The 20,301-nt window shown below is 72.0% G+C and carries 23 protein-coding genes; 13 read left to right on the top strand and 10 right to left on the bottom strand.

Features of this window, described 5'->3' with window-relative positions:
• Positions 1-29: 29 nt before the first annotated feature.
• Positions 30-452 carry a hypothetical protein gene (locus AC07OY_RS13740; protein ID WP_495043151.1) on the top strand — a complete coding sequence of 141 codons (423 nt, stop codon included), beginning with the start codon at positions 30-32 and terminating at the stop codon, positions 450-452.
• A gap of 31 nt (positions 453-483) precedes the next feature.
• Here AC07OY_RS13740 and AC07OY_RS13735 read toward each other — a convergent pair whose 3' ends face one another.
• Positions 484-945: a nuclear transport factor 2 family protein gene (locus AC07OY_RS13735; protein ID WP_495043150.1), complete on the bottom strand. Its 462-nt coding sequence runs from the start codon at positions 943-945 to the stop codon at positions 484-486.
• Positions 946-1,072: 127 nt separating this feature from the next.
• Positions 1,073-1,750 carry a phosphatase PAP2 family protein gene (locus AC07OY_RS13730; protein ID WP_495043149.1) on the bottom strand — a complete coding sequence of 226 codons (678 nt, stop codon included), beginning with the start codon at positions 1,748-1,750 and terminating at the stop codon, positions 1,073-1,075.
• 66 nt (positions 1,751-1,816) lie between these two features.
• On the opposite strand from AC07OY_RS13730, the gene AC07OY_RS13725 reads away from it, so the two are divergent.
• The 4 genes from AC07OY_RS13725 to sodC all read left to right on the top strand — a co-directional run bounded on the left by AC07OY_RS13725 (position 1,817) and on the right by sodC (position 4,994).
• Complete coding sequence (locus tag AC07OY_RS13725; RefSeq protein ID WP_495043148.1) at positions 1,817-2,491, top strand: response regulator; 675 nt, start codon at positions 1,817-1,819, stop codon at positions 2,489-2,491.
• Complete coding sequence (locus AC07OY_RS13720; RefSeq protein WP_495043147.1) at positions 2,484-3,743, top strand: ATP-binding protein; 1,260 nt, start codon at positions 2,484-2,486, stop codon at positions 3,741-3,743. The genes AC07OY_RS13725 and AC07OY_RS13720 overlap by 8 nt, the downstream gene beginning before the upstream one ends.
• 97 nt (positions 3,744-3,840) lie before the next feature.
• Positions 3,841-4,452: a PEP-CTERM sorting domain-containing protein gene (locus tag AC07OY_RS13715; protein ID WP_495043146.1), complete on the top strand. Its 612-nt coding sequence runs from the start codon at positions 3,841-3,843 to the stop codon at positions 4,450-4,452.
• Positions 4,452-4,994, top strand: coding sequence for a superoxide dismutase [Cu-Zn] SodC (gene sodC / locus AC07OY_RS13710; RefSeq protein ID WP_495043145.1), 543 nt, complete (start codon positions 4,452-4,454; stop codon positions 4,992-4,994). The genes AC07OY_RS13715 and sodC overlap by 1 nt, the downstream gene beginning before the upstream one ends.
• A 3-nt stretch (positions 4,995-4,997) precedes the next feature.
• Here the strand turns inward: sodC and AC07OY_RS13705 are convergent, their stop codons facing one another.
• The gene (locus tag AC07OY_RS13705) at positions 4,998-5,981 is read right to left on the bottom strand and encodes an AraC family transcriptional regulator (protein WP_495043144.1); all 984 of its coding nucleotides are present in this window, start codon (positions 5,979-5,981) and stop codon (positions 4,998-5,000) included.
• Between the two features lie 77 nt (positions 5,982-6,058).
• On the opposite strand from AC07OY_RS13705, the gene AC07OY_RS13700 reads away from it, so the two are divergent.
• Both AC07OY_RS13700 and curA read left to right on the top strand, forming a co-directional pair.
• Positions 6,059-7,285: an MFS transporter gene (locus AC07OY_RS13700; RefSeq protein WP_495043143.1), complete on the top strand. Its 1,227-nt coding sequence runs from the start codon at positions 6,059-6,061 to the stop codon at positions 7,283-7,285.
• Positions 7,282-8,277, top strand: a complete 996-nt coding sequence (gene curA / locus AC07OY_RS13695; RefSeq protein WP_495043142.1) for an NADPH-dependent curcumin/dihydrocurcumin reductase — start codon at positions 7,282-7,284, stop codon at positions 8,275-8,277. Before AC07OY_RS13700 ends, curA begins: the two co-directional genes overlap by 4 nt.
• Here curA and AC07OY_RS13690 read toward each other — a convergent pair whose 3' ends face one another.
• The 3 genes from AC07OY_RS13690 to AC07OY_RS13680 are packed head-to-tail and all read right to left on the bottom strand — an operon-like array spanning position 8,278 to position 9,822.
• Positions 8,278-8,757, bottom strand: a complete 480-nt coding sequence (locus tag AC07OY_RS13690) for a VOC family protein (protein ID WP_495043141.1) — start codon at positions 8,755-8,757, stop codon at positions 8,278-8,280.
• 13 nt (positions 8,758-8,770) lie between these two features.
• On the bottom strand, positions 8,771-9,637 hold the full coding sequence (gene ku / locus AC07OY_RS13685; protein WP_495043140.1) for a non-homologous end joining protein Ku: 867 nt from the start codon (positions 9,635-9,637) through the stop codon (positions 8,771-8,773).
• Positions 9,638-9,645: 8 nt separating this feature from the next.
• Complete coding sequence (locus AC07OY_RS13680; protein WP_495043139.1) at positions 9,646-9,822, bottom strand: hypothetical protein; 177 nt, start codon at positions 9,820-9,822, stop codon at positions 9,646-9,648.
• Positions 9,823-9,983: 161 nt separating this feature from the next.
• Between AC07OY_RS13680 and AC07OY_RS13675 the strand changes: the two genes are divergently transcribed.
• Together AC07OY_RS13675 and AC07OY_RS13670 are read left to right on the top strand one after the other, a co-directional pair.
• Entirely contained in the window at positions 9,984-10,850 is an 867-nt protein-coding gene (locus AC07OY_RS13675) for a TolB family protein (RefSeq protein ID WP_495043138.1), read from the top strand.
• Between the two features lie 53 nt (positions 10,851-10,903).
• The gene (locus AC07OY_RS13670) at positions 10,904-11,293 is read left to right on the top strand and encodes a RidA family protein (RefSeq protein ID WP_495043137.1); all 390 of its coding nucleotides are present in this window, start codon (positions 10,904-10,906) and stop codon (positions 11,291-11,293) included.
• A 6-nt stretch (positions 11,294-11,299) separates the two neighbouring features.
• Here AC07OY_RS13670 and AC07OY_RS13665 read toward each other — a convergent pair whose 3' ends face one another.
• Both AC07OY_RS13665 and AC07OY_RS13660 read right to left on the bottom strand, forming a co-directional pair.
• On the bottom strand, positions 11,300-13,360 hold the full coding sequence (locus tag AC07OY_RS13665; RefSeq protein ID WP_495043136.1) for a PAS domain-containing hybrid sensor histidine kinase/response regulator: 2,061 nt from the start codon (positions 13,358-13,360) through the stop codon (positions 11,300-11,302).
• Entirely contained in the window at positions 13,357-13,782 is a 426-nt protein-coding gene (locus AC07OY_RS13660; RefSeq protein WP_495043135.1) for a response regulator, read from the bottom strand. Before AC07OY_RS13660 ends, AC07OY_RS13665 begins: the two co-directional genes overlap by 4 nt.
• 296 nt (positions 13,783-14,078) lie before the next feature.
• On the opposite strand from AC07OY_RS13660, the gene AC07OY_RS13655 reads away from it, so the two are divergent.
• The 4 genes from AC07OY_RS13655 (at position 14,079) to AC07OY_RS13640 (ending at position 18,006) form a co-directional block, all read left to right on the top strand.
• The gene (locus AC07OY_RS13655; RefSeq protein ID WP_495043134.1) at positions 14,079-16,607 is read left to right on the top strand and encodes a sensor histidine kinase; all 2,529 of its coding nucleotides are present in this window, start codon (positions 14,079-14,081) and stop codon (positions 16,605-16,607) included.
• Entirely contained in the window at positions 16,582-17,223 is a 642-nt protein-coding gene (locus AC07OY_RS13650) for a response regulator (protein ID WP_495043133.1), read from the top strand. Before AC07OY_RS13655 ends, AC07OY_RS13650 begins: the two co-directional genes overlap by 26 nt.
• A gap of 174 nt (positions 17,224-17,397) precedes the next feature.
• Positions 17,398-17,748 (top strand): PRC-barrel domain-containing protein, encoded by a 351-nt coding sequence (locus tag AC07OY_RS13645; protein ID WP_495043132.1) that lies wholly within the window; start codon positions 17,398-17,400, stop codon positions 17,746-17,748.
• A 66-nt stretch (positions 17,749-17,814) separates the two neighbouring features.
• On the top strand, positions 17,815-18,006 hold the full coding sequence (locus tag AC07OY_RS13640) for a hypothetical protein (protein ID WP_495043131.1): 192 nt from the start codon (positions 17,815-17,817) through the stop codon (positions 18,004-18,006).
• Here AC07OY_RS13640 and eutC read toward each other — a convergent pair.
• Positions 18,003-18,794, bottom strand: a complete 792-nt coding sequence (gene eutC, locus AC07OY_RS13635) for an ethanolamine ammonia-lyase subunit EutC (protein WP_495043130.1) — start codon at positions 18,792-18,794, stop codon at positions 18,003-18,005. The two genes, AC07OY_RS13640 and eutC, sit on opposite strands and share 4 nt — an antisense overlap.
• Positions 18,791-20,155 carry an ethanolamine ammonia-lyase subunit EutB gene (locus tag AC07OY_RS13630; protein WP_495043129.1) on the bottom strand — a complete coding sequence of 455 codons (1,365 nt, stop codon included), beginning with the start codon at positions 20,153-20,155 and terminating at the stop codon, positions 18,791-18,793. Before AC07OY_RS13630 ends, eutC begins: the two co-directional genes overlap by 4 nt.
• Positions 20,156-20,301: the final 146 nt, after the last annotated feature.

Here is a 20,301-nt window from a genome sequence, read left to right as displayed (position 1 = left end):
TTATTTACTGACTACTTCCCGCTCGCGCCATGCCGCCGCTCGATATTCCTGCGGATTTCCCTTTGGACGCTCTTATTGGGCAGGAAGTGACACAGGTTTGCATTGGCCAACACGATGTTCACCTGAACTTCTACAAGCGATCAAACGCTCACTCATTCCAGCAAAAGTGGCAGCCTGGTGCCCGCATTGATATCGAATCAGGCTTTGAGCTGAAAGAGGCAGATGGAAGAACTCAAAGCGCTGTGAACGACGTTCTTGGCGCAAATTCCGGGTGCTTGACGATATTGCTTGGTCGATCGGTTGAGACATGCGAAAGACTCAGATGCAATGAACTGCTCCTGGGTTTCTCAGGCGACATAACCTTGCTTTTGCACACGGATCCGACGGGTTTCGAGTCCTATCACCTCTTGGTCGAAGGGGAATCTGTGGATGTCACGTTTCGCGAGCCGTAAATCCGGATCAGGTCAATCCGGGGACAGCCAGCTACGGCGCCTTCGCCCCCGCCGGCCGATGATCAAAACTCAGCACCCTCGCCAACCGCCACCCATTGGCCTCCCGCTTCCACAAGTGCACGAACTTCGCCTCCTCTGACCCTGGTTCGCCCTTCCTGGCAAACACATGCCGCCCGATCTGCACGGCGCCATAGCCCTGCATGGGGTAGACCTCCAGGCTGCCAGCAACCAGCGTGCGGGTGACGCCGTTGTCGCGGGGACAGGACTTCATGACCTTGACCGACTCGCCAAAACTGGCTCCCGTCTTGTCGTGATAGAACTCGGCGTCCTCGGTGAAGATGGCCCTGAACCTGCCTGCATCGCAGGTCTCGAAAGCCGCCTGGAACAGCGCGGCGTCCATGCCGGCGAGTTCGTCAAACAGCTTCCCTGACTTGGCCGTTGCTTCCTGCGCGAAGCAGGGCAGAACCAGAGCGGAAGAGAACAGTCCGGCCAAGAGCCGCGGTCGAAGTGGGCGCATGAGGTTTCCTTGCAAACGCTGCAATGCCGGCAGTTTGCAAAGTGCGCAGGCGAGCGACGACGGGCGCGCGACGAAGCGCGCAGGCCGACGGATCAGCCGAAGCTCAGCCGGACAGGCCGAGGCGGGGGCGCCGGATGGCCACGCCCTCCATCACCCGCAGCAGCACCCAGCCCAAGGCGATGCAGATCCATGCCGCCCACAGCACATGGCTGAGGAAGTGGGCCCCGCGCGCCAGCTGGGCCACGCTGGCCAGCACCAGGCTCAGCGCCAGCAAGCGCCAGGCGCGCCGCCCCCAGATCCAGGCGAAGGGCGCAAACGCCGCCGCGCCAGCCGTGTGCCCGGACGGGAAGCAATGCCCCGGCCCGCCGTCGCTCAGCGTCCAGTCCCAGTGCGACACCCAGGGCACCGTGCCGCCGAAGTCCTGCAGGCTCCACGGGCAGCTGCTGTGGCTCAGCGCCTTCAAGGCCGGCACGACCAGCAGGATCAGCAACCCGGCCGCCAGGGCCTGGCGACGCCGGCGGCGCGATGGGCCGCGCAGGGCCGGGGTGCGCCAGCAGGCGTCCACGGCCAGCCCCAGCCAGGTGGCCATCCACAGCCAGCGCAGGCCCCCATGCAGCAGGTCGCGCGACCAGAAGGCCTCGCGGGCCGCAAAGCCGCCGGCATCGCCGAAGCAGCGCGCCAGCGCCAGGTCCAGGCCGCTGGCATCCCAGGCCAGCACCCCCAGCAGGCCCAGGGCCAGAACGGCAATCGGACGACGGAAATCGGAGGCGAGGCTGTGCATGGGCCGCCATTGCAGGGGCCGTCGCTGAAGCGAGCCTGAAGTGCCGTCGTGCTAACTTGGCCGGCCATGAGGCTGCTGCTGCTCGAAGACGATCCCCTCCTGGGCGAGGGCCTGCGCGACTTCCTCGCCGCGGAGGGCCATGTCGTCGACTGGTGCCGCAACCTGGCGAGCGCCCGCGCCACCCTGCTCGGCGAGCCTTTCGACGCCTGGCTGCTGGACTGGCAGCTGCCCGACGGCTCCGGCCGCGCCTGGCTCAGCGAGCTGCGCCGCGCCGGCGAGCAGACGCCCGCCCTGCTGCTGACCGCACGCGACGCGCTGGCCGACCGCATCGACGGCCTGGATGCCGGCGCCGACGACTACCTCGTCAAGCCCTTCGCCCCCGAGGAGCTGGCCGCCCGCCTGCGCGGGCTGCTGCGCCGCCAGCAGGGCGGCGTGCAGGGCCTGCGGCTGCAGCAGGACGTGCAGGTCGACTTCGCGGGCCGGCGCGCCTGGTACGGCGGCGCCGCCGTCGAGCTGACGGCGCGCGAATGGGCGGTGCTGGAAGCCCTGGGCCTGCGCGCCGGGCGCTGGGTGGCCAAGGACATGCTGGAACACCTGGTGCTGGGCTTCGGCGGCGAGCCGGCCGCCAGCAATGCGCTGGAGGTGCATGTCGCCAACCTGAGGCGCAAGCTCGGGCGCGACAGCATCGAGTCGCGGCGCGGCATGGGCTACCGCGTGCAGGCCGAGGCCGGCCATGACTGATCGGCAGCCGCCCCTGCCGGCCATAGCCCGCCGCCTGCTGTGGGTGACGGGGCTGGGCAGCCTGCTGGTGGCGCTGGCGGTGACCGCGGCGGCGGTGCTGACGGTCGACGCCGAGGTGGACGAGTTGCTCGACGACGGCCTCAAGGCCAGCGCCCTGCAGCTGGCGCCGCTGCTGCTGGAATCCGGCGCCGCGCCCCAGTCGCCGCCGGCCGACGGCGACGACGAGCTGCGCTTCGCCTGGGCCTGGTTCGACGCCAGCGGCCGCCTGCTGCGCGCCAGCCCCGGCGCCACGATCAACTGGCAACCGGCTGCGCCGGGCTTTGCCGATCGCGAGCAGTGGCGGCTCTACGGCCTGCCCCTGCGCGGCGGCCGCGGCCTGCTGGTGGTGGCCCAGACGCGCGCCGAGCGCCGCGAGGTGCGCGTGGAGGTGGCGAGCAATGCGCTGCTGGCCGCGCTGCTGCTGGCGGCCCTGGGCCTGCCGCTGCTGGCCTGGCGCTCGCAGCGCGAGCTGCGGCCGCTGCAGCGCCTGGCGGAGGGCCTGGCCCGCTTCGACGCCACGCGCGACGAACCCGGCGCGCTGGCCGCCCAGTTGGGGCCGCCGACGCGCGCCGAGCTGCGGCCCATCCACGAGGCCTTGAGCCAGATCGGCCAACGCCTGGGCGCTCGCCTTGCGCTGGAGCGCGAGTTCACCGCCCAGTCGGCGCATCTGCTGCGCACGCCGCTGGCCGGCATGGACGCACAACTGGCCGTGGCCCTGAAGGAGCTGCCCGACCAGCCGCGCCTGCAGCGCGTGCGCGAGGCCAGCCGCCGCCTGCAGCATCTGCTGCTGGCCTTGCTGCGGCTGTTCCGCAGCACGCCGGAGCTGCATCGCGTTGCGCTGGATGCCCGCGCGCTGCTGGCCGGCCTGCCGCTGGGTTCGCTGCAGCTGCTGGACGGCCCGCCCTGCCCGCTGAGCGCCGACGCCGAACTGCTGGCGGCGGCCCTGCTCAACCTCGTCGACAACGCGCAGCGCCACGGTGCGACGCGGCTGTGGCTGAGCCAGCCCCAACCCGGCAGCCTGCTGCTGGTGGACGACGGCACGGGCCTGGCCGACGCGGAGAAGGCTGCGCTGCGCTCGCGGCTGGCGTCAGGCGCGACGGAACAGGGCCTGGGCCTGCGGCTGGCCCAGCTCGTGGCCCAGGCCCATGGCGGCGAGCTGTCGCTGCCGGACAGCGCCCAGGGCTTTGCCGTGGAACTGGTGCTCGGCCGCTAGCGCCCCCCTAGCAGCGATGTCCGCTTTGCCGCCGGCAGGGCGTCCGGGTGAGCAGAGGCAGTGCACGGTGCGCCGCCCCCTCCCGGAGAACCTCCTCATGATTTCCTTCTCGCTCCATCGCCGTCTCGCGCTGGTGCTGGCCTGCCTTGCATGCCAGCCCGCCGCCCAGGCCGCCCCCGTCTCGTCATCGGGCGCCTTGATCGACCTCGGCCTGTTCGCCGCCGGCCACTACCAGCTGACGGGCTCGGGCACCATCGACATCTGCGGCGGCGGCTCCGCGGTCATCCGCCCCGACGGCCAGCCGAACTCGACCGTCACCTGCCCGCCGCTGGCGCCCTACTTCAATCCGAACGGCGCCTACACCGCCGACGACATGTTCGGGCGCGCCGGCCTCAACGCCCGCATCGGCGCCCTCATCGGCACCCTGGACGCCAACGCCTACCTGGGCACCGACCCGAGCTTCGCGCAGGCGAACGCCTGGTTCCTGATCGGCAACGCCGCGGAGCTGACGCTGCTGACGGCCGGGCATATCTACGCCTCGGTCAACGACACCTTCTTCGGCGACAACAGCGGCGCCTTCGACGTGCAGGTCGAGCTCCTGCGCGCCCTGCCCGAGCCCGCCAGCCTCGCGCTGGTGGCGGCGGCCGTGGGCGGCATCGGCGCTGCCGGGCGCCGGCGCAGGTCCGCCCCGGCACCTGGAGACCTCTGATGCGCGCCCTCTTCCTGACCCTCCCGGCCCTGCTGGCCGCCCCCGCCGCCCTGGCCCAGGCGGCGGCCCTGACCGTGCCCATGCACCTGATCGACGGCACGGGCACGGCCCGGGCGATCGGCGAGGTCGTCGTGACCGAGTCCGCCTACGGCCTGGTCTTCACGCCGGCGCTGAGCGGCCTGCCGCCCGGCGTCCACGGCTTTCATGTGCACGAGAACCCCAGCTGCGCACCGGGCCTGCGCGACGGCCAGCCGGTGGCGGGGCTGGCGGCCGGCGGCCACCTGGACCCGCTGGGCAGCAAGCGCCACGGCACGCCCTGGGGCGACGGCCATCTGGGCGACCTGCCCGCCCTGGTGGTGGAGGCCGACCAGAGCGCCAGCCATGCCGTGCTCGCGCCTCGGCTCAAGCTGAGCGATCTGCGCGCACGCTCGCTGATGATCCACATCGGCGGCGACAACCATGCCGACCACCCCATGCCGCTGGGCGGCGGCGGTGGCCGCCTGGCCTGCGGGGTGACGCCCTCGGGGGCACGCGAGCCCTGAAGCTCAGGAAGACGGCCCCCGCGCCGCGCTCGGGGCGTGGCCGATGACGCGCTTGAAGGCGCGGCTGAAGGAGGCCTCGGACTCGTAGCCCAGCCGGTCTGCCGCGGTCGCGACGCGCATGCCGTCGTGGGCGATCCAGCGCCGCGCCTGGAACATCTTGACCTTGGCGACGTACTTGGCCGGGCTCTCGCCCAGGGTGCGCGTGAAGGCCTCGGCGAAGCTGGAGCGCGAGGCGCCCATCAGCGCCGCCATCTCGGGCACGTTCCAGTCGCGCTCGGGGTCGGCGTGGATGGCGGCGATGACCTTGCCGATCCGGGGGCAGCGCACGGCCGCCACCCAGCCGGTGGAGTCGCTGCAGCCGCATTCCACCCAGGCGCGAATGATGCTCGCCGCCAGCGCGTCGGCCAGCCGGGCCAGGATGCCGCAGGCGCCGATGCGGTCCAGGGCCACCTCGCGCTCCATGGCGTCCAGCAGGGCCGGCACGGTGGCGTCCTTGGCGGCCAGGTCGCCGGCCAGCATGACGGTGGGCATCATGGCGATCAGCGGGTGCAGCGGGTCGAGGTTGAAGCGCAGCGCGCCGCAGAACATCACGTCGGGCGCCGCCTCGCCCGGCTGCGGCGGGCCCTGGTGCTCGCCGCCGACCAGATAGATGTTGTCGGCCACGGCGACGCGGGACAGCGAATCAATGTCCACCGTCGGCACATCGGGCGAGCTGGCCAGGATGTGGAAGCTGCCATGCGGCAGCAGCACCGCGTCGCCGGGGTTCAGCCGCTGCCAGTCCGTCGCCGCCGTGCGCAGCCAGGCGCCGCCGCTGGCGACGAAATGAAAGCGCGCGGCCGCCTGGGCCGGGAAGGCCACGGCCCAGGGTCCGCGCATCAGGCAGCGGCCGTACTCCACGCCGTCCAGGCGCAGGCCCAGCAGCACTTGGGTCAGCGTGTCAGGCACGCCGGGCTCGGTCTCGAGGCCTCTGGACGAATAGTCAAGCATCTCGGCTCTCTCGGCATTCAAACGCCGGGATCCTATGCCTAGCATGAAAACGTTAGCCACTCAGGGTCTTGATAGCCGTGTCGACCTCTTCCTGCTCCACCTGCCCCGACGGCGGCGCCCATGCCGCTCCCGTCCCGGCACCTGTCCCCACCCACCACTGGGCCGCCGTCGGCTCGCTGGCGCTGGGCGTCTTCGGCCTCGTGATGGCCGAATTCCTGCCGGCCAGCCTGCTGACGGCCATGGCCACCGACCTCGGCATCAGCGACGGCGCGGCCGGCCAGGCCGTCACGGCCACGGCCCTGGTCGGCGCCATCGCCGCGCCCTCGCTGCCGCTGCTGACGCGCCGCCTGGACCGTCGCCTCGTCATGCTGGCCTTCACGGTGCTGCTGCTGCTGTCCAACGTGATCGCCGCGACGGCGAGCAGCTTCGGGCCGCTGCTGGTGGCGCGGGTGATGCTCGGCGTGGCCCTGGGCGGCTTCTGGTCGATGTCGGCCGCGCTGGCCCTGCGCCTGGTGCCCGAGAACCAGTTCGCGCGGGCCATGTCCGTCATCCTGACCGGCGTGTCGATCGCCACCGTCTGCGCGGCGCCGCTGGGCGCCTGGATGGGCGAGGTCTGGGGCTGGCGCAGCGCCTTCATCGCCGCCGGCGCGGTCAGCCTCGTCACGCTGGCCGTGCAGGCCCTGACGCTGCCGGCCCTGCCGCCGCGCGACAAGCCCGACCTGCGCGTGCTGGCCGAGCTGCTGCGCCGCCCGCCGGTGCGCGTGGCCCTGCTGGCGGTGCTGCTCGTGGTGTCGGGCCATTTCGCCGGCTTCACCTACATCCGGCCGCTGATGGAGCAGGTGACGCATCTGTCCGTCGGCGCCATCTCGGGCGTGCTGCTGGGCTATGGCATCGGCGGCTTCTTCGGCAACTTCGCCGGCGGCTGGCTGGCCGGGCGCAGCGAGCGCCACGCCATCGTCGCGGGCGGCGTGCTGATCGCCGTGCTGGCGGCCAGCCTGCTCGTGGCGGGCAGCTCGGCCTGGGTGACGGCCATCGCCGTGACGCTGTGGGGCTTTGCCTTCGGCGCCTTCCCGGTCGGCTTCCAGACCTGGATCGTGCGCGCCGCGCCCGACCAGGCCGAGGGCGCCGGTGGGCTGATGGTGGCGGGCTTCCAGATCGCCATCGCCAGCGGCGCCATCGGTGGCGGCCTGCTGGTGGACCGCATCGGCGCGCTGGGCGGCCCGGCCTTCGCGGTTGTCGCGCTCACCTTGGGCACGCTGCTGACGCTGCGCCACGGCCCCCGGGCCGCCAAGGTGGCCGCATGAACCGCCGCCTGACGCTCGCCGCCTACCCGCAAGGCCCGCCAGGGCCGGAGCATTTCCACCTCGACAGCCAGCCCGTTCCCGAACCGGCCGAGGGCCAGGTGCTGCTGCGCACCCTGTATCTGTCGGTCGACCCCTACCAGCGCAACCTGATGGCGGCAATCGGCCCCGGCTACGCGCCGCCGGTGCCGCTGGGCGGCGTCATGGTGGGCGGCACGGTCAGTGAAGTCGTCGCGTCACGCCATGCAGGCTTCAAGCCGGGCGAGCTGGTGCTGGCCAACGCCGGCTGGCAGGACTACGCGCTGTCCGACGGCAGCGACCTGCTGGCCCTGGGGGACGTCGCGCATCCCTCGCACGCCCTCGGCGGCCTGGGCATGCCGGGCTTCACGGCCTATGTCGGGCTGCTGGACATCGGCCAACCCAAGCCTGGCGAGACGGTCGTCGTTGCTGCCGCCACCGGCGCGGTGGGTTCCATCGTCGGCCAGCTGGCAAAGCTGAAGGGCGCCCGTGTGGTCGGCATTGCCGGTGGCGCCGAGAAGTGTCGCCATGCCGTCGAGGTGCTGGGCTTTGACGCCTGCATCGACCGCCGCGCGCCCGATCTCGCCGCGCGCCTGGCCCAGGCCTGCCCGCAAGGCATCGACGTCTATTTCGAGAACGTCGGCGGCGAGGTGCTGGCGGCGGTGCTGCCGCTGCTGAACCTGCATGCCCGCATCCCCGTCTGCGGCTTCATCTCCCACTACAACGACGCCGCGCCCTCGCCAGGCCCCGACCTCGCGACGCTGCTGGCCAGGCGCATCCGCATGCAGGGCTTCATCATCCTGGATCACTATGGCGAGCGCTTCGACAGCTTCCGCCGCGACATGGGCCAATGGCTGAGCGAAGGCCGCCTCACGCTGCGCGAGGACATCGTCGACGGCCTGGAGCAGGCCCCGGCGGCCCTGGCCCGGCTGCTGCAGGGGGGCAACTTCGGCAAGACGGTGGTGAAGCTGGCCTGATCAGCCCTTCAACGCCCTCTCGATCGCCGCCACGTCGATCTTCTTCATCGTCATCATCGCGTCGAAGGCCCGCTTGGCCGCGGCGCGGTCGGGGTTGTCCATCGACTCGTTCAGCACCCGCGGGCTGATCTGCCAGGACACGCCCCAGCGGTCCTTGCACCAGCCGCACTGGCTCTCCTGGCCGCCGTTGTCGACGATGGCATGCCACAGCCTGTCGGTCTCGGCCTGGTCCTCGGTCTCGATCTGGAAGGAGAAGGCCTCGCTGTGCTTGAACTCCGGCCCGCCGTTCAGACCGACACAGGGAATGCCGTAGACGGTGAAGTCCACCGTGATGACGTCGCCTTCCTTGCCCGACGGATAGTCGCCCGGCGCGCGGTGGACGGCGCCGACCTGGCTGTCGGGAAAAGTGGCGGCATAGAAGCGGGCGGCCTCTTCGGCGGCGCCGTCGAACCACAGGCAGATGGTGTTCTTCGCGGACATGGCTGCTCCTGAATCAAGCGGCCTTCTTGCCGCGCGTCTTGCTCTTGGTCGCCGCCGGCTTCGGCGACGCCTTGGACTTGCCACCCAGACTCTGCTTCAGCAGCTCCGTCAGGTCGACCACATTGCTGCTGCTGCCCAGCTCCGGCGCGTCCTCGAAGGGCTTGACCTTGGCCTTCTTGCCGGCCTTGGCCTTGCGCTTCACGAGGGCGTGGATGGCGGTCGTGAAGTCGTCCTTGAACTGGCCGGGCTTCCAGGCCGAGGTCATCTGGTCTATCAGCTGGCGGGCCATCTTCAGCTCGGCAGCCTTGAGGTCGCCGGCGCCGGCCTTGGGCAGGTCCAGCGCCTCGGGCGAGCGGATCTCCTCGGCCCAGCGCAGCACGCCCAGCATCAGCGCCGGTCCGGCCGGGATCAGCGCGGCCAGGTGCTCCTTGTTGTGCAGCACGAAGCGCGCGATGCCGATGACGCCGGAGGTCTCCAGCGCCTCGCGCAGCAGCGCATAGACGCGGCCGGCACGGCCGTCGGGCGCCAGGTAGTAGGGCTTCTCGATGTAGACGAAGGACACCTCCGCCGCCTTCACGAAGCACTCGATCTGCAGGGTCTGGGTGCGCTTGGGATAGGCCGCCTTGATCTCGTCGTCGGACAGCACGACATAGTCATCGCTGCCCTGGAGCCTGACGCCCTTGACGATGTGCTCCTTGGCGATCTCCTTGCCGCTGCGCTTGTTGACGCGCTTGTAGCCCACCGGGTCCATGCTGCGCTTGTCCAGCCAGTCGAAGTCGATCTCCTGCTCCTGCGTGGCGCTGTGCAGGGACACCGGCACATGCACGAGGCCGAAGGAGATGGCGCCCTTCCAGATCGCACGGGAACTGGCCTCGGCCATGGGCTGCTTCAGTGGCCCGGCCGCAGCAGGGCGGTGGGCAGGGCGTAGGCCGCCAGCGCCGTCTTGGGCCGGGGCAGCTCATCGGGTCCGGGCGGCGGCGGCACCTCCTTGCGGCAGGCAGCCAGGGCCGCCACCGCCACCAGGGCGGTCACGGTCAACAGCTTGAATCTCTGGCGGGGCGGCATGGGAAATCGGCGGCGTGGTGCTTCACTTTCGGCGCCGCGTGCTGACACCGCAGTCGGTGTGCGGGCCGTCCGGCTGTAGGCCTGCGCCGACCACCGGGGTGACTATGGTCAGCCGTGCGCCGCGGCGCCAGACTGCGTCCCCACTGACCTCGGACACCGCCATGAAGGTCCTGCTGGCTCTCGCCGTTGCCGCCGCCACCTCCGCAAGCGCTCCCATGCGCTGGACGCCCGAGCGCGTCTCGACCGACCAGTACGAGTCCTCGCCGAGCTTCACGCCCGACGGCCAGGGCATGGTCTTCATGCGCGCCAATCCGCAGTTCTCGGCCTACCGGCTGATGCAGTCGGATTGCGGCCCCACCGGCTGGAGCGAGGCCAGACCCCTGTCCATCGCCGCGCCGCTGCCGGCCAGCGAGGCCGATCCCTTCATCACGGCCGATGGCCGCCAGCTCTGGTTCGTGTCCAACCGGCCCTTCCCGGGCAAGAAGGGCGACGACCTGGACATCTGGGTCGCTGACAGCGACGGCCGCGGCGGCTGGGGTGCGCCGCGCCGCCTGCCCGAACCCATCAACTCGGCACAGTCCGAGCTGCTGCCGCGCCGCCTGGCCGACGGCCGCCTCTTCTTCGGCTCCGAGCGCCCGGGTGGCCTGGGCGGCAATGACGTCTATGTCGCCACGCCCCAGGCAGACGGCGGCTGGCGCGTCGCCAATCTCGGCGCGCCGCTGAACACCGCGAAGAACGACTACGAGGTGGAGATGTCGCGCGACGGCAGCCAGGCCGTCGTCGTGTCCGACCGCGAGGGCCGCTCCCATCTCTACCGCTTTGCGCGCCAGGGCGACGGCTGGCGGCCGCTGGGCCGCGTGCCGGCCCGCGACGACGTCTTCCAGGTCGGCCCCCTGCTGTCGCCCAAGGCCGACCGCCTGCTGTTCGCTCAAGGAGACGGCCAGCGCTCTGGCGAGCTCTTCCTCATCGACCTCGGAGCCAGCCCGGACAACACCTGGCCCCCGGCCTGCCCCGCGAGCAAGCCATGACGCTGACCCGCCGCGCCGTCGCCCTCAGCCTCACCCCTCTCACAGGAACCGCCATGGCCGCCAAGACCCGCGCCGTCAACGCCCCCGAAGCCCCCGCTCCCTCGGGCGGCTATGCGCAAGCCCTGGAGCTGAAGGCGCCCTCGCGACTGCTCTTCATCAGCGGCCAGATCCCCGTCGACAAGGCCGGCGCGGTGCCCAAGACCTTCGCCGCGCAATGCCGCCTCGTCTGGGCCCATGTCGACGCCCAGCTGAAGGCGGCCGGCATGACGCTCGACCAGCTCGTCAAGGTGACGACCTATCTGGGCGACAGGAAACATGCGCTGGAGAACTCCGCCATCCGCCGCGAGGTGCTGGGCGCGCGCAGCCCGGCGCTGACCGTGCTCATTGCCGGCATCTACGACAGCGACTGGCTGCTGGAGATCGAGGCCATCGCGGCCGACTGAAGCCGCTCAGGCGGCTTGCGGCACGGCGGCAAACACCGCCAGCAGCGCCTCGTGCAGGGCGTCGGGGTCCAGCGGCTTGGTCAGGAAGGCGGCCAGCCCCAAGCGCTCGCACCGTTCGCGCTCCAGCGGCATGGCGCTGGCCGTCAGCGCCAGCACCGGCGCCCGCAGGCCGGCCGCGCGCAGGCGGCGCGTCACCTCGAAGCCGTCCATGTCGGGCAGGTGCAGGTCCATCAGCACGGCGTCGAAGGCCGGGTAGTCGGCGAACTCGCGCAGGGCGCTCTCGCCATCGGGCGCGACGACAGCCTCCAGCGCGCCCTGGTCCAGCACCGCCAGCGCAATCTCCTGGTTGACCGGGTTGTCTTCGACGAGCAGCAGGCGCCGGCCATGGTGGCGCAGGCGCAGCCGCTCGGCAGCCGACAGGCGCAAGGAGGGGCCTTCCTCGAAGCCGCGCGGCCGTTGGTCGCACGCCAGGCGGGCGGTGAACCAGAAGCGCGCGCCCCGGCCCGGCTGGCTGGACAGGCCGACCTCGCCGCCCATCATCTCGGCGATGCGCCGCGTGATGGCCAGGCCCAGGCCGGTGCCGCCGTGGCGGCGCGCGATGCTGGCATCGCCCTGCTCGAAGGCGCTGAAGAGCCGGCCGGCCACCTCGGGGCCGAAGCCCGGGCCGGTGTCGCTGACCTCGAAACGCAGCCGCACCGCACCATCGTTCGCTTCGGGCAGCTCGGTCACGCTGAGCACGACCTCGCCGCTGTCGGTGAACTTGACCGCGTTGGCGACGAGATTGAGCACGGCCTGGCGCAGCCGCGTCGGGTCGCCCAGCAGGCGCTCGGGCAGGCCGGCGGCGCACAGCCTCAGTGCGATGCCCTTGGCCTGGGCCTGCGGGCCGAACAGGCCGAGGGACTGGCGCAGCAGCTCGGGCAGGGCCAGCGGCAGCCGCTCCAGCACCATGTGGCCGGCCTCGATCTTGGACAGGTCCAGCACATCGCCGATCAGCGTCATCAAGTGGCCGGCGGCGCTCTCGATGGTGGCGATGCGCGCGGCCTGCTCGGCGTCGACGGCCGAGCGCGACAGCAGGCGCGACATGCCGACGATGGCATTCATCGGTGTGCGGATCTCGTGGCTGATATTGGCCAGGAAGGCCGACTTGGCCTCGCTGGCCGCGCGCGCCTCGGCCGAGGCCTGCTGCAGCTCGGCGGTGCGCTCCTGCACGCGGACCTCCAGCTCGCGGCGCGAACGCTCCAGTGCATCGATGGCGCCGCGCCTGTCGGTCACGTCGAGGTGGATGCCGATGGCGCGCAGGGCGCGGCCGTCGGCGTCGCGCTCGACCACCTGGCCGGCGTCCAGCACCCAGATCCAGTGCCCATCGCGGTGGCGCAGGCGGTGTTCGCAGCGGTAGCTGTCGGTGTCGCCGCGCAGATGCGGCAGCAGCGAGGCATCGATGGCGGCCCAGTCGTCGGGGTGGACGAGGGAGCGCCAGCTGTCCAGATGCGGCTCGATCTCCTCGAGGCGGTAGCCCAGCATCTCGGCCCAGCGCTCATTGACATGCACCTGGCCGGTGGCCACCTGCCAGTCCCACAGGCCCAGGGCCGCGCCGCGCATCGCCAGCGACAGCTGCTGCTCGCTGCGCGCCAGGCGCTCGGCGGCGTAGCGCTGCTCGGTCACGTCGCGGGCGACGAGATAGCGCGGCTCGCCCGCGCCGGCCAGGCGGCCGCGGTTGACGCGGAACAGGCGCGGGCCGGCCGGCGTCTGCCAGGTCTCGGCATCGCTCGCCTCGAAGGGGCCGTGCAGCATCACATCGGGCATGCGGCCCACGAGGCTGCTGCCCGGCAGCGGCGCCACGGCCAGGCCGGCGACGCGGGCGGCCTCGGCATTGCAGACCAGGCAGTGGCCCTCGGCGTCGTAGACGACGACGGCGACGCCGGCATCGGCCAGCACCGCGTCCAGCATCTGCATGGCCTGGGCCCCCAGGGCCTGGCTGCGCCGGCGCAGCAGGCGGGCACGGCCGGCGTCGCGCAGGCGGCGCAGCCAGCGCGCCGGGCCGGCGGCGGGTAGGGGCAGGGCGCTCAAACCACCGCCCTCATCGAGCCACCCGTGCTGCGAGCCAACAGGCGATGCAGGGTCAGGTGGGCCTGAACCCGCGCCAGCAGCAGCAGTGGGCGCAAGGGCAGGCTCAGGCAATCGGAGGCCCCCAGCGCCAGGGCCAGCTCCTCGTCGCCGCCGCCCGACACGAAGAGCACGGGGATGGCCCGCGTCGCCGCGTCATCCCGCAGCCGGCTCAGGAGGTCCAGGCCGTGTTGGTCGGCGACGGTCTCGGCCAGCAGCAGCAGGCTGGGCCGGGGCTCGCCACCCGCCAGACGCAGCAGCGCGGCGCCCGAAGCCGCGGCGCGCACGCGATAGCCCGCCTCGCGCAGCAGCGCGGCGGCGCCTTCGGGCGCGGTGCCGGCCAGCAGCACGAGGGGCGCGGCGTCGGGTGGGTCAGAAATGAGCATGGCGCGCATCTTGTTCGCGCCCGGCCCGGCTGGCGAGGGGGTCCTGAGGGGTTTCCGGCATCCCCGACAGCGACCATCAAGAATCCCCTACACAAACCTCATGGCGCCGTTACATCTCTTGACCGACAGTGGGCCCCGGGCGACACGACAACGGAGTTGAGGCATGCGCGACGAGGGACCGCTGACGCAACCGACACAGCTGATGCTGGCCGCCGCCAGGGCTGCGTGAGCCCATGGCCGCCCGCAGCAGCTCCCTCGCGATCGGCCAGGCCGCCAGCCCCGCTCAGGACGCCGCCATGAAACGCCCCGCCCGGCCGACCTGGCGCTTCGCGCTGCTGCCGGCGCTTGCCGTTGCCGCGCTGACCTGCGTGCTGCTGGCCTTCGAACAGCGGCTGCTGGGCGCCGAGCTCGTCGAGCGCAGCCTGGTGCGCAACCAGCAGCGCGCCGACGTCCTCGGCCTGCAGTTGCAGCTGGCCCTGCGCGACGCCGTCAGCCAGGTGCGCCTGCTGGCGCGCTCGCCGCTGCTGCGCCCCGGCGCGGCGCCCGGCCGGGCCCGCGCCGAGCTGGACCATCTCGTCGAGCGCTCGCCACGCTTCGTCTGGGCCGGCCTGGTGGGACTGGACGGCCAGGTCCTCGCCGCCAGCCGCGGCTGGCTGGAAGGCGCCTCCATCGCGCAGCGGCCGGTGTTCCGGCGCGGCCTGGACGGCATGGTGGGCGATGTGCACGAACCCGTGGCGCTGGCGCCGCTGCTGGCCAAGCTGCCCGGCGGCGCGCGCGAACTCATCGACATCGGCGAGCCGGTGCTCAACGAAGCCGGCGAGGTCGTGGCTGTCGTGGCCGTGCACCTTGGCCTGGACTGGGTGCGCGAGCAGATGGCCCTCAGCCTCGGCGAACCCGCCGACGCCGCCGCGCAGGGCCTGCAGGGCCTGGTGCTGACCGAGCCGGGCGCGCGCAGCGTCGCGCCGGCCAGCGTCGTGCCCGCCGGCCTGCCGCCCGCCCATCCGCGCCCGCGCGCCTGGCAGAGCGCCGACGGCCAGCGCTGGCTGCTGGCCCAGTCGCCCCTGCGCGGCCTGGGCGGCGCCGACGCGCCGCTGCTGCCCTGGCGGGCCGTCGTGCTGCAGCGCGAGGACGTGGCGCTGGCGCCGCTGCGCGAGTTGACCTCGTCCATGTTGTGGGTGGGCATCGCCGCCGCCCTGCTGCTGGCTGCCGCGGGCTTCTGGATCGCGCGCCGTCTGCTGGCGCCCTGGGACCACATCATCGACAAGGTGCTGCCCGAGGGCGCCGCCGGCGCGGACCTCGCCCATGTAGGCGCCCGCGTGCAGGACCTCGTCGCCGAACGCGCCCAGCACGGGCCGCAGTCGCCCACCGAGATGCTGATGGGCTGGCTGGCGCGCGACGCCGGCAACCTGCGCCGCGCCATCGACCACCTGCCCGTCGCCATCGCGCTGACCGACCACCACCACCGCTGCGAATACGTCAACCCGGCCTACACGCGGCTGCTGGGCTGGACGACCGAGGCCCTGCGCGGCCGCCTGGTCGGCGAGGCGCTGGTGGACCCGTCGCAGCGCGAAGGCCTGGGGCGGCTCCACCAGCAGCTCGGCGACCCGCCGGGCGAGTTCGTCATGCGCCTGGAGGCGCTGACGCCCAGCGGCGACACCGTGGCCGCGCAATGCCATCTCGTGCCCATGTTCGACGGCCAGGGCCGCCAGCGCGGCGCCTTGCAGATCGTGCACGACATCCGCCCCGAACGCTGCGCCCGCGCGCGCGCCGACGCCATGGCCGGCCGGCTGCGCGCCCTGGCCGATGCCGCCGTCGACACCCTGCTCGCCACGCTGGACATGCAGGGCCAGGTGCTGGAGTGGAGCCGCGGCGCCGAGCTGATCAGCGGCCATGCGCCGGCAGCCGCCCTGGGCCGCGGCGTGGACACCCTGCTGCCCGGCTTCGGCGGCTGCGCGGCCTGGATGCGCAGCGCCCAGATCGACGGCTGGTGCGAGCTGCGCATCCAGGCCCCGGGGCCCGATGGCCGCGAGCGCCGCTTCGAGGGCTCGCTGTATGCGCTGCGCCTGGCGCCAGGCGCGGGCCGCTTCGGCCTCATCCTGCGCGACGTCAGCGAGCGCGCCGCCCAGACCCGCCTCGTCGAGGCCACGCGCGACGAGGTCACGCTGCTCAACCGCCGCCTGCTCGACCAGGAGAAGCGCACCAGCCGGCGCCTGGCCCAGTCCCTGCACGACGAGCTCGGCCAGACCCTGGCCGCCCTGCGTCTGCACTGGGAGGCCTGGCGCGGCGCCAGTGCCGAGCAGCGCGAGCGCATGGACGGGCGCATCGCCAACCTCATCGTGCTGGCCAACCGCCAGGTGCGCGGCGTGCTGGCCGAGATGCGCCCGCCGCTGCTGGACGAACTCGGCCTGGCTGCCGCCATCGACAACGAGATCCGCCAGCATCACGACGGCGAGGCCCGCCTCGAGTTGCGGGCCAGCGAGTCGGCCCAGCTGCAGCGCTGGCCGGCCGACATCGAGTACGCCGTCTTCATGGTCGCCCGCGAGGCCCTGCTGAACGCGCTGCGCCACGCCGAGGCCGGCAGCATCACCGTCAGGCTGGACGGCGACGAGTTCCAGCTGGAGCTGGCCGTCAGCGACGACGGCCGCGGCCTGCAGCTGGGGGCGCTGCCCGGCCGCCTCGGCCTCATCGGCATGCGCGAACGCGCGCTGGCCATCGGTGCGCAACTGCACATTGACGGCCGGCCCGGCCATGGCACCATGGTCGTCCTGACCTGGGAGGCGCCCGACGAGGCCCACGCCGATGAGCCGCATCTACCTGATCGATGACCACGCCATCATGCGCGACGGCCTGCGCGTCGTGCTCGAGACCGCCGGCCACGAGGTGATCGGCGAAGCCGCCGGCCCCACGCCGGCCCTGGCCGACCTGGGCCGCCTGCAGCCCGACGTCGTGCTGCTGGACCTGCGCCTGGGCCAGCGCTCGGGCTTCGAGCTGCTGGAGGAGCTGCGCAAGCGCGGCATGCAGTTGCGCGTCATCGTGCTGACCATGTCCGACCAGCCCCGCCACGTCGCCGAGGCCCTGCGCCTGGGCGCCTGGGGCTATCTGCTGAAGGGCTCGGCCAGCTCCGAGGTGCTGCAGGCCGTCAAGGCCGTGGCCGCCGGCGAGCGCTTCCTGAGCCCCCAGGCGGCCGAGTTCGCCGCCTCCATGCTGACCGGCGCGGGCAAGCAGGGCGACGAGGAGGATCTGTCGCCGCGCGAGCGCCAGATCCTGCTGATGGTGGCCCAAGGCGCAACCAGCAGCGCCATCGGCGAGGCCCTGCACCTGTCGCCCAAGTCCGTGGACACCTACCGCAGCCGGCTGATGAAAAAGCTCGGCTTGAACGACATCGCCGCCCTCGTGAAGTGGGCCCTGCGCGAGGGGCTGATCAGCCTGGATGAGAACTGAGGCGGGAGCCTCGGCGGCGGGTCACCTCACGGTCGGTCCGCTCCTACATCCCCGGTGCGCCTGGCCCGACTGTGCCGGCGCCGCGACCCGCGCATATTGGACGCATGGTGCACAGCACCTGGCGGAGCAGGCCACCGGCCTGCCCCGTGCCCATGTTCACTACAGGAGTCCATCATGGCCAGTGTCAGTCCCACCATCTCTTCGTCCAAGGTCGAAGGCACCAACGTCTACAGCCCCAGCGGCGACAAGCTCGGCTCCATCGATGACCTGGTCATCGACAAGAAGTCCGGCCAGGTCCGCTATGCCGCCCTGGAGTTCGGCGGCTTCCTGGGCATGGGCAGCGACCGCTACCCCCTGCCCTGGGACCAGCTGAAGTACGACACCAGCAAGGACGGCTACGTCGTCAACGTCGACAAGGCCCAGCTGGAACGCGCGCCGCGCTACCCCAGCGACGAAACGCCCACCTACAACGACGAGTACGGCCGCAAGGTCTACGACTACTACGGCTCTGCGTGGTGGATGTAAGCCGGCTCGCGCCGCTTGTGATCGAGGGGCGGCGCTGCCGCCCCTTTTGTTGAACTGGAGGCCGCCATGCCTGACCCCACCCGCACACCGCCCATCCCGCCCGAACCCGCGACCACCGTGCCGCAGTCCGGCGACGTTGAACGCCCCACCGCCAAGCAGCGGCCGGCACGCGACGTGAAGGACGGCGCCTTCGATGATTCGGTGGCCGGCGAGGAAGACCCGGGCGCCGGTGTCGACACGCTGACGCCGCGCCGCTAGCCCGCAAGCAGGCGCATCAACGGCGCACCCGCCGCCGTCGGCAGGGTGCGCTCGTCCTCCTCGTCCTTCAGCGCGATGCCGCTCAGCTGGCGGGTTCGCGCCAGGCGCAGCAGCCCGTGCAGCTTGAGCGCGGCAGCGGCCGGCGCCAGGCCCTCGGGCCTCACGTTCGAGATGCAGTTGCGCTCGGCATCCACCAGGCCGATGCGCGGCGCCCAGCTGAAATAGAGCCCCAGGCTGTCCGGCGCCGACAACCCCGGCCGCTCGCCGATCAGCACGACGACGCAGCGCGCCTTCAGCAGTTCCCCCACCTCGTCGCCCAGGGCCACCCGAGCCTGCGTGGCGACAACGGGCGGCGCCCAGGTCCAGCCGCCTTCCTCCAGCAGCCGCTCACGCAGCGCCGCGAACAGCGGCAGGGCCTGGCGCTGCAGGGCGAGGGCCGAGAGGCCGTCGGCCAGCACGAAGGCCAGGTCGGTCGGGGAAGCATTCAGCGCCTGCAGTGCCCGCGCATCGGCTTCATCGAGCCGTCGCCCGAAATCGGGCCGCTGCAGATAGCTCGCGCGGTCTGCCGCACGGCTCTGCACCTTCAACGGCGCCTCTCCCAGCGCACGCAGGCCTTCCAGCAGCGCTTGCGCATCCAGCGGCGCATGCACGGCGTCGCGCGCCTCGGCATGGGCCTGCTGGAAGGCCAGGTGCGCGGCGGTCGGCACGCTGGCACCGGCTCGGCCCAGGCCGATGCGCGCGGCCGTGTAGGCCCGCAGGCGCGACCAAGGCTGCTCGACAACGCTCACGTCTGCTCCAGCATGGCCGCAAAGCGCTCGGGCAATCCGTCCGCCAGCGCCAGCCGCCCGTCGAAGATGCCCATGCGCTGCAGCCAGGCCTCGAACTCGGGCGCGGCCCGCAGGCCCAGCAGGCGGCGCATGGCCAGGGCGTCGTGGAAGCTGGTGCTCTGGTAGCCCAGCATGATGTCGTCCGAGCCCGGCACGCCCATGATGTAGTTGCAGCCGGCCGTGCACAGCAGGGTCAGCAAGCTGTCCACGTCGTCGACATCGGCCTCGGCGTGGTTGGTGAAGCAGACATCCACGCCCATGGGCAGGCCGAGGAGCTTGCCGCAGCAATGGTCCTCCAGGCCCGCGCGCAGGATCTGCTTGCCGTCGAACAGGTATTCCGGCCCGATGAAGCCGACCACGCTGTTGACCAGCAGCGGCTCGAAGCGCCGCGCCACCGCATAGGCGCGGCATTCCAGCGTTTGCTGGTCGCAGCCCTGGTGGGCGCCGCTGGACAGGGCGCTGCCCTGGCCGGTCTCGAAATACATGACCTGGCGGCCGCCGCGCTTCAAAGCCAGCGCTGCCTGCTGCGCTTCTTCAAGCAAGGCCAGCGTGATGCCAAAGCCGCGGTTGGCGCCCTCGGTGCCGGCGATGGACTGGAACACCAGGTCCACCGGCGCGCCGCGGTTGATGGCCTCCAGCGTCGTCGTCACATGGGTCAGCACGCAGCTCTGCGTCGGGATCTCGTGGCGGGCGATGACGGCGTCCAGCATCTGCACGAGGCGCATCACCTGGGGCAGGTTGTCGGTCGCGGGGTTGATGCCGATGACGGCATCGCCGGCACCCATCAGCAGGCCGTCGAGCAGGCTGGCGGCGATGCCGGCTTCGTCGTCCGTCGGGTGGTTGGGCTGCAGGCGCGTGGCCAGGCGGCCGCGCAGGCCTATCGTGCTGCGAAAGCGCGTGACGACCTCACAGCGGCTGGCGATCAGCATCAGGTCCTGCACGCGGCAGAGCTTGCTGACGGCGGCGGCCATCTCGGGCGTCAGGCCGGGCGCGATCTGCGCGGGGTCGACGGCATCGGCCAGCAGCGCATCGCGCAGGCCGCCGACGGTCAGGTGGGCGATGGGCGCGAAGGCGGCGGCGTCATGGGTGTCGACGATGAGCCGCGTGACCTCGTCGCTCTCGTAGGGCACGACGGCCTCGGTGAGGAAGGCCTTGAGTGGCAGGTCGGCCAGAGCCAGCTGGGCCGCCACCCGCTCGCGGGCATTCGCGGCGGCAACGCCCGCCAGCTCGTCACCCGAGCGCCGCGGGCTGGCCTTGGCGAGCAGGGTGCGCAGGTCGGCGAAGTGGAAGCGCTCGGTGCCGAGGGTGTGGCTGTAGCCCATGGCGCGAGTGTCCGCAAAAGCGGCGGCGCCTGCATGACAACCCGCGGCCGTGAGGATTACCGGGGTTGCAAGCATGGGATGGCCGGCGCGGGCGCGGCTGCCGAACATCGCGCCCTTTCGATTCAGGAGTCCTGCCCCGATGCATC

Source organism: Roseateles sp. GW821-FHT09H10 (genome assembly GCF_059415865.1).
Note: the sequence above shows the minus strand (reverse complement) of the source record. Positions and strands in the feature narration are given on the sequence as shown.

Bases quoted from the DNA above. Each gene is read 5' to 3' on its own strand.
- AC07OY_RS13740 (WP_495043151.1), top strand. From the start codon at position 30: ATGCCGCCGCTCGATATTCCTGCGGATTTCCCTTTGGACGCTCTTATT.
- AC07OY_RS13730 (WP_495043149.1), bottom strand. From the start codon at position 1,750: ATGCACAGCCTCGCCTCCGATTTCCGTCGTCCGATTGCCGTTCTGGCC.
- AC07OY_RS13725 (WP_495043148.1), top strand. From the start codon at position 1,817: ATGAGGCTGCTGCTGCTCGAAGACGATCCCCTCCTGGGCGAGGGCCTG.
- AC07OY_RS13720 (WP_495043147.1), top strand. From the start codon at position 2,484: ATGACTGATCGGCAGCCGCCCCTGCCGGCCATAGCCCGCCGCCTGCTG.
- AC07OY_RS13715 (WP_495043146.1), top strand. From the start codon at position 3,841: ATGATTTCCTTCTCGCTCCATCGCCGTCTCGCGCTGGTGCTGGCCTGC.
- sodC (WP_495043145.1), top strand. From the start codon at position 4,452: ATGCGCGCCCTCTTCCTGACCCTCCCGGCCCTGCTGGCCGCCCCCGCC.
- AC07OY_RS13705 (WP_495043144.1), bottom strand. From the start codon at position 5,981: ATGCTTGACTATTCGTCCAGAGGCCTCGAGACCGAGCCCGGCGTGCCT.
- curA (WP_495043142.1), top strand. From the start codon at position 7,282: ATGAACCGCCGCCTGACGCTCGCCGCCTACCCGCAAGGCCCGCCAGGG.
- AC07OY_RS13690 (WP_495043141.1), bottom strand. From the start codon at position 8,757: ATGTCCGCGAAGAACACCATCTGCCTGTGGTTCGACGGCGCCGCCGAA.
- ku (WP_495043140.1), bottom strand. From the start codon at position 9,637: ATGGCCGAGGCCAGTTCCCGTGCGATCTGGAAGGGCGCCATCTCCTTC.
- AC07OY_RS13680 (WP_495043139.1), bottom strand. From the start codon at position 9,822: ATGCCGCCCCGCCAGAGATTCAAGCTGTTGACCGTGACCGCCCTGGTG.
- AC07OY_RS13675 (WP_495043138.1), top strand. From the start codon at position 9,984: ATGAAGGTCCTGCTGGCTCTCGCCGTTGCCGCCGCCACCTCCGCAAGC.
- AC07OY_RS13670 (WP_495043137.1), top strand. From the start codon at position 10,904: ATGGCCGCCAAGACCCGCGCCGTCAACGCCCCCGAAGCCCCCGCTCCC.
- AC07OY_RS13660 (WP_495043135.1), bottom strand. From the start codon at position 13,782: ATGCTCATTTCTGACCCACCCGACGCCGCGCCCCTCGTGCTGCTGGCC.
- AC07OY_RS13655 (WP_495043134.1), top strand. From the start codon at position 14,079: ATGAAACGCCCCGCCCGGCCGACCTGGCGCTTCGCGCTGCTGCCGGCG.
- AC07OY_RS13650 (WP_495043133.1), top strand. From the start codon at position 16,582: ATGAGCCGCATCTACCTGATCGATGACCACGCCATCATGCGCGACGGC.
- AC07OY_RS13645 (WP_495043132.1), top strand. From the start codon at position 17,398: ATGGCCAGTGTCAGTCCCACCATCTCTTCGTCCAAGGTCGAAGGCACC.
- AC07OY_RS13640 (WP_495043131.1), top strand. From the start codon at position 17,815: ATGCCTGACCCCACCCGCACACCGCCCATCCCGCCCGAACCCGCGACC.
- AC07OY_RS13630 (WP_495043129.1), bottom strand. From the start codon at position 20,155: ATGGGCTACAGCCACACCCTCGGCACCGAGCGCTTCCACTTCGCCGAC.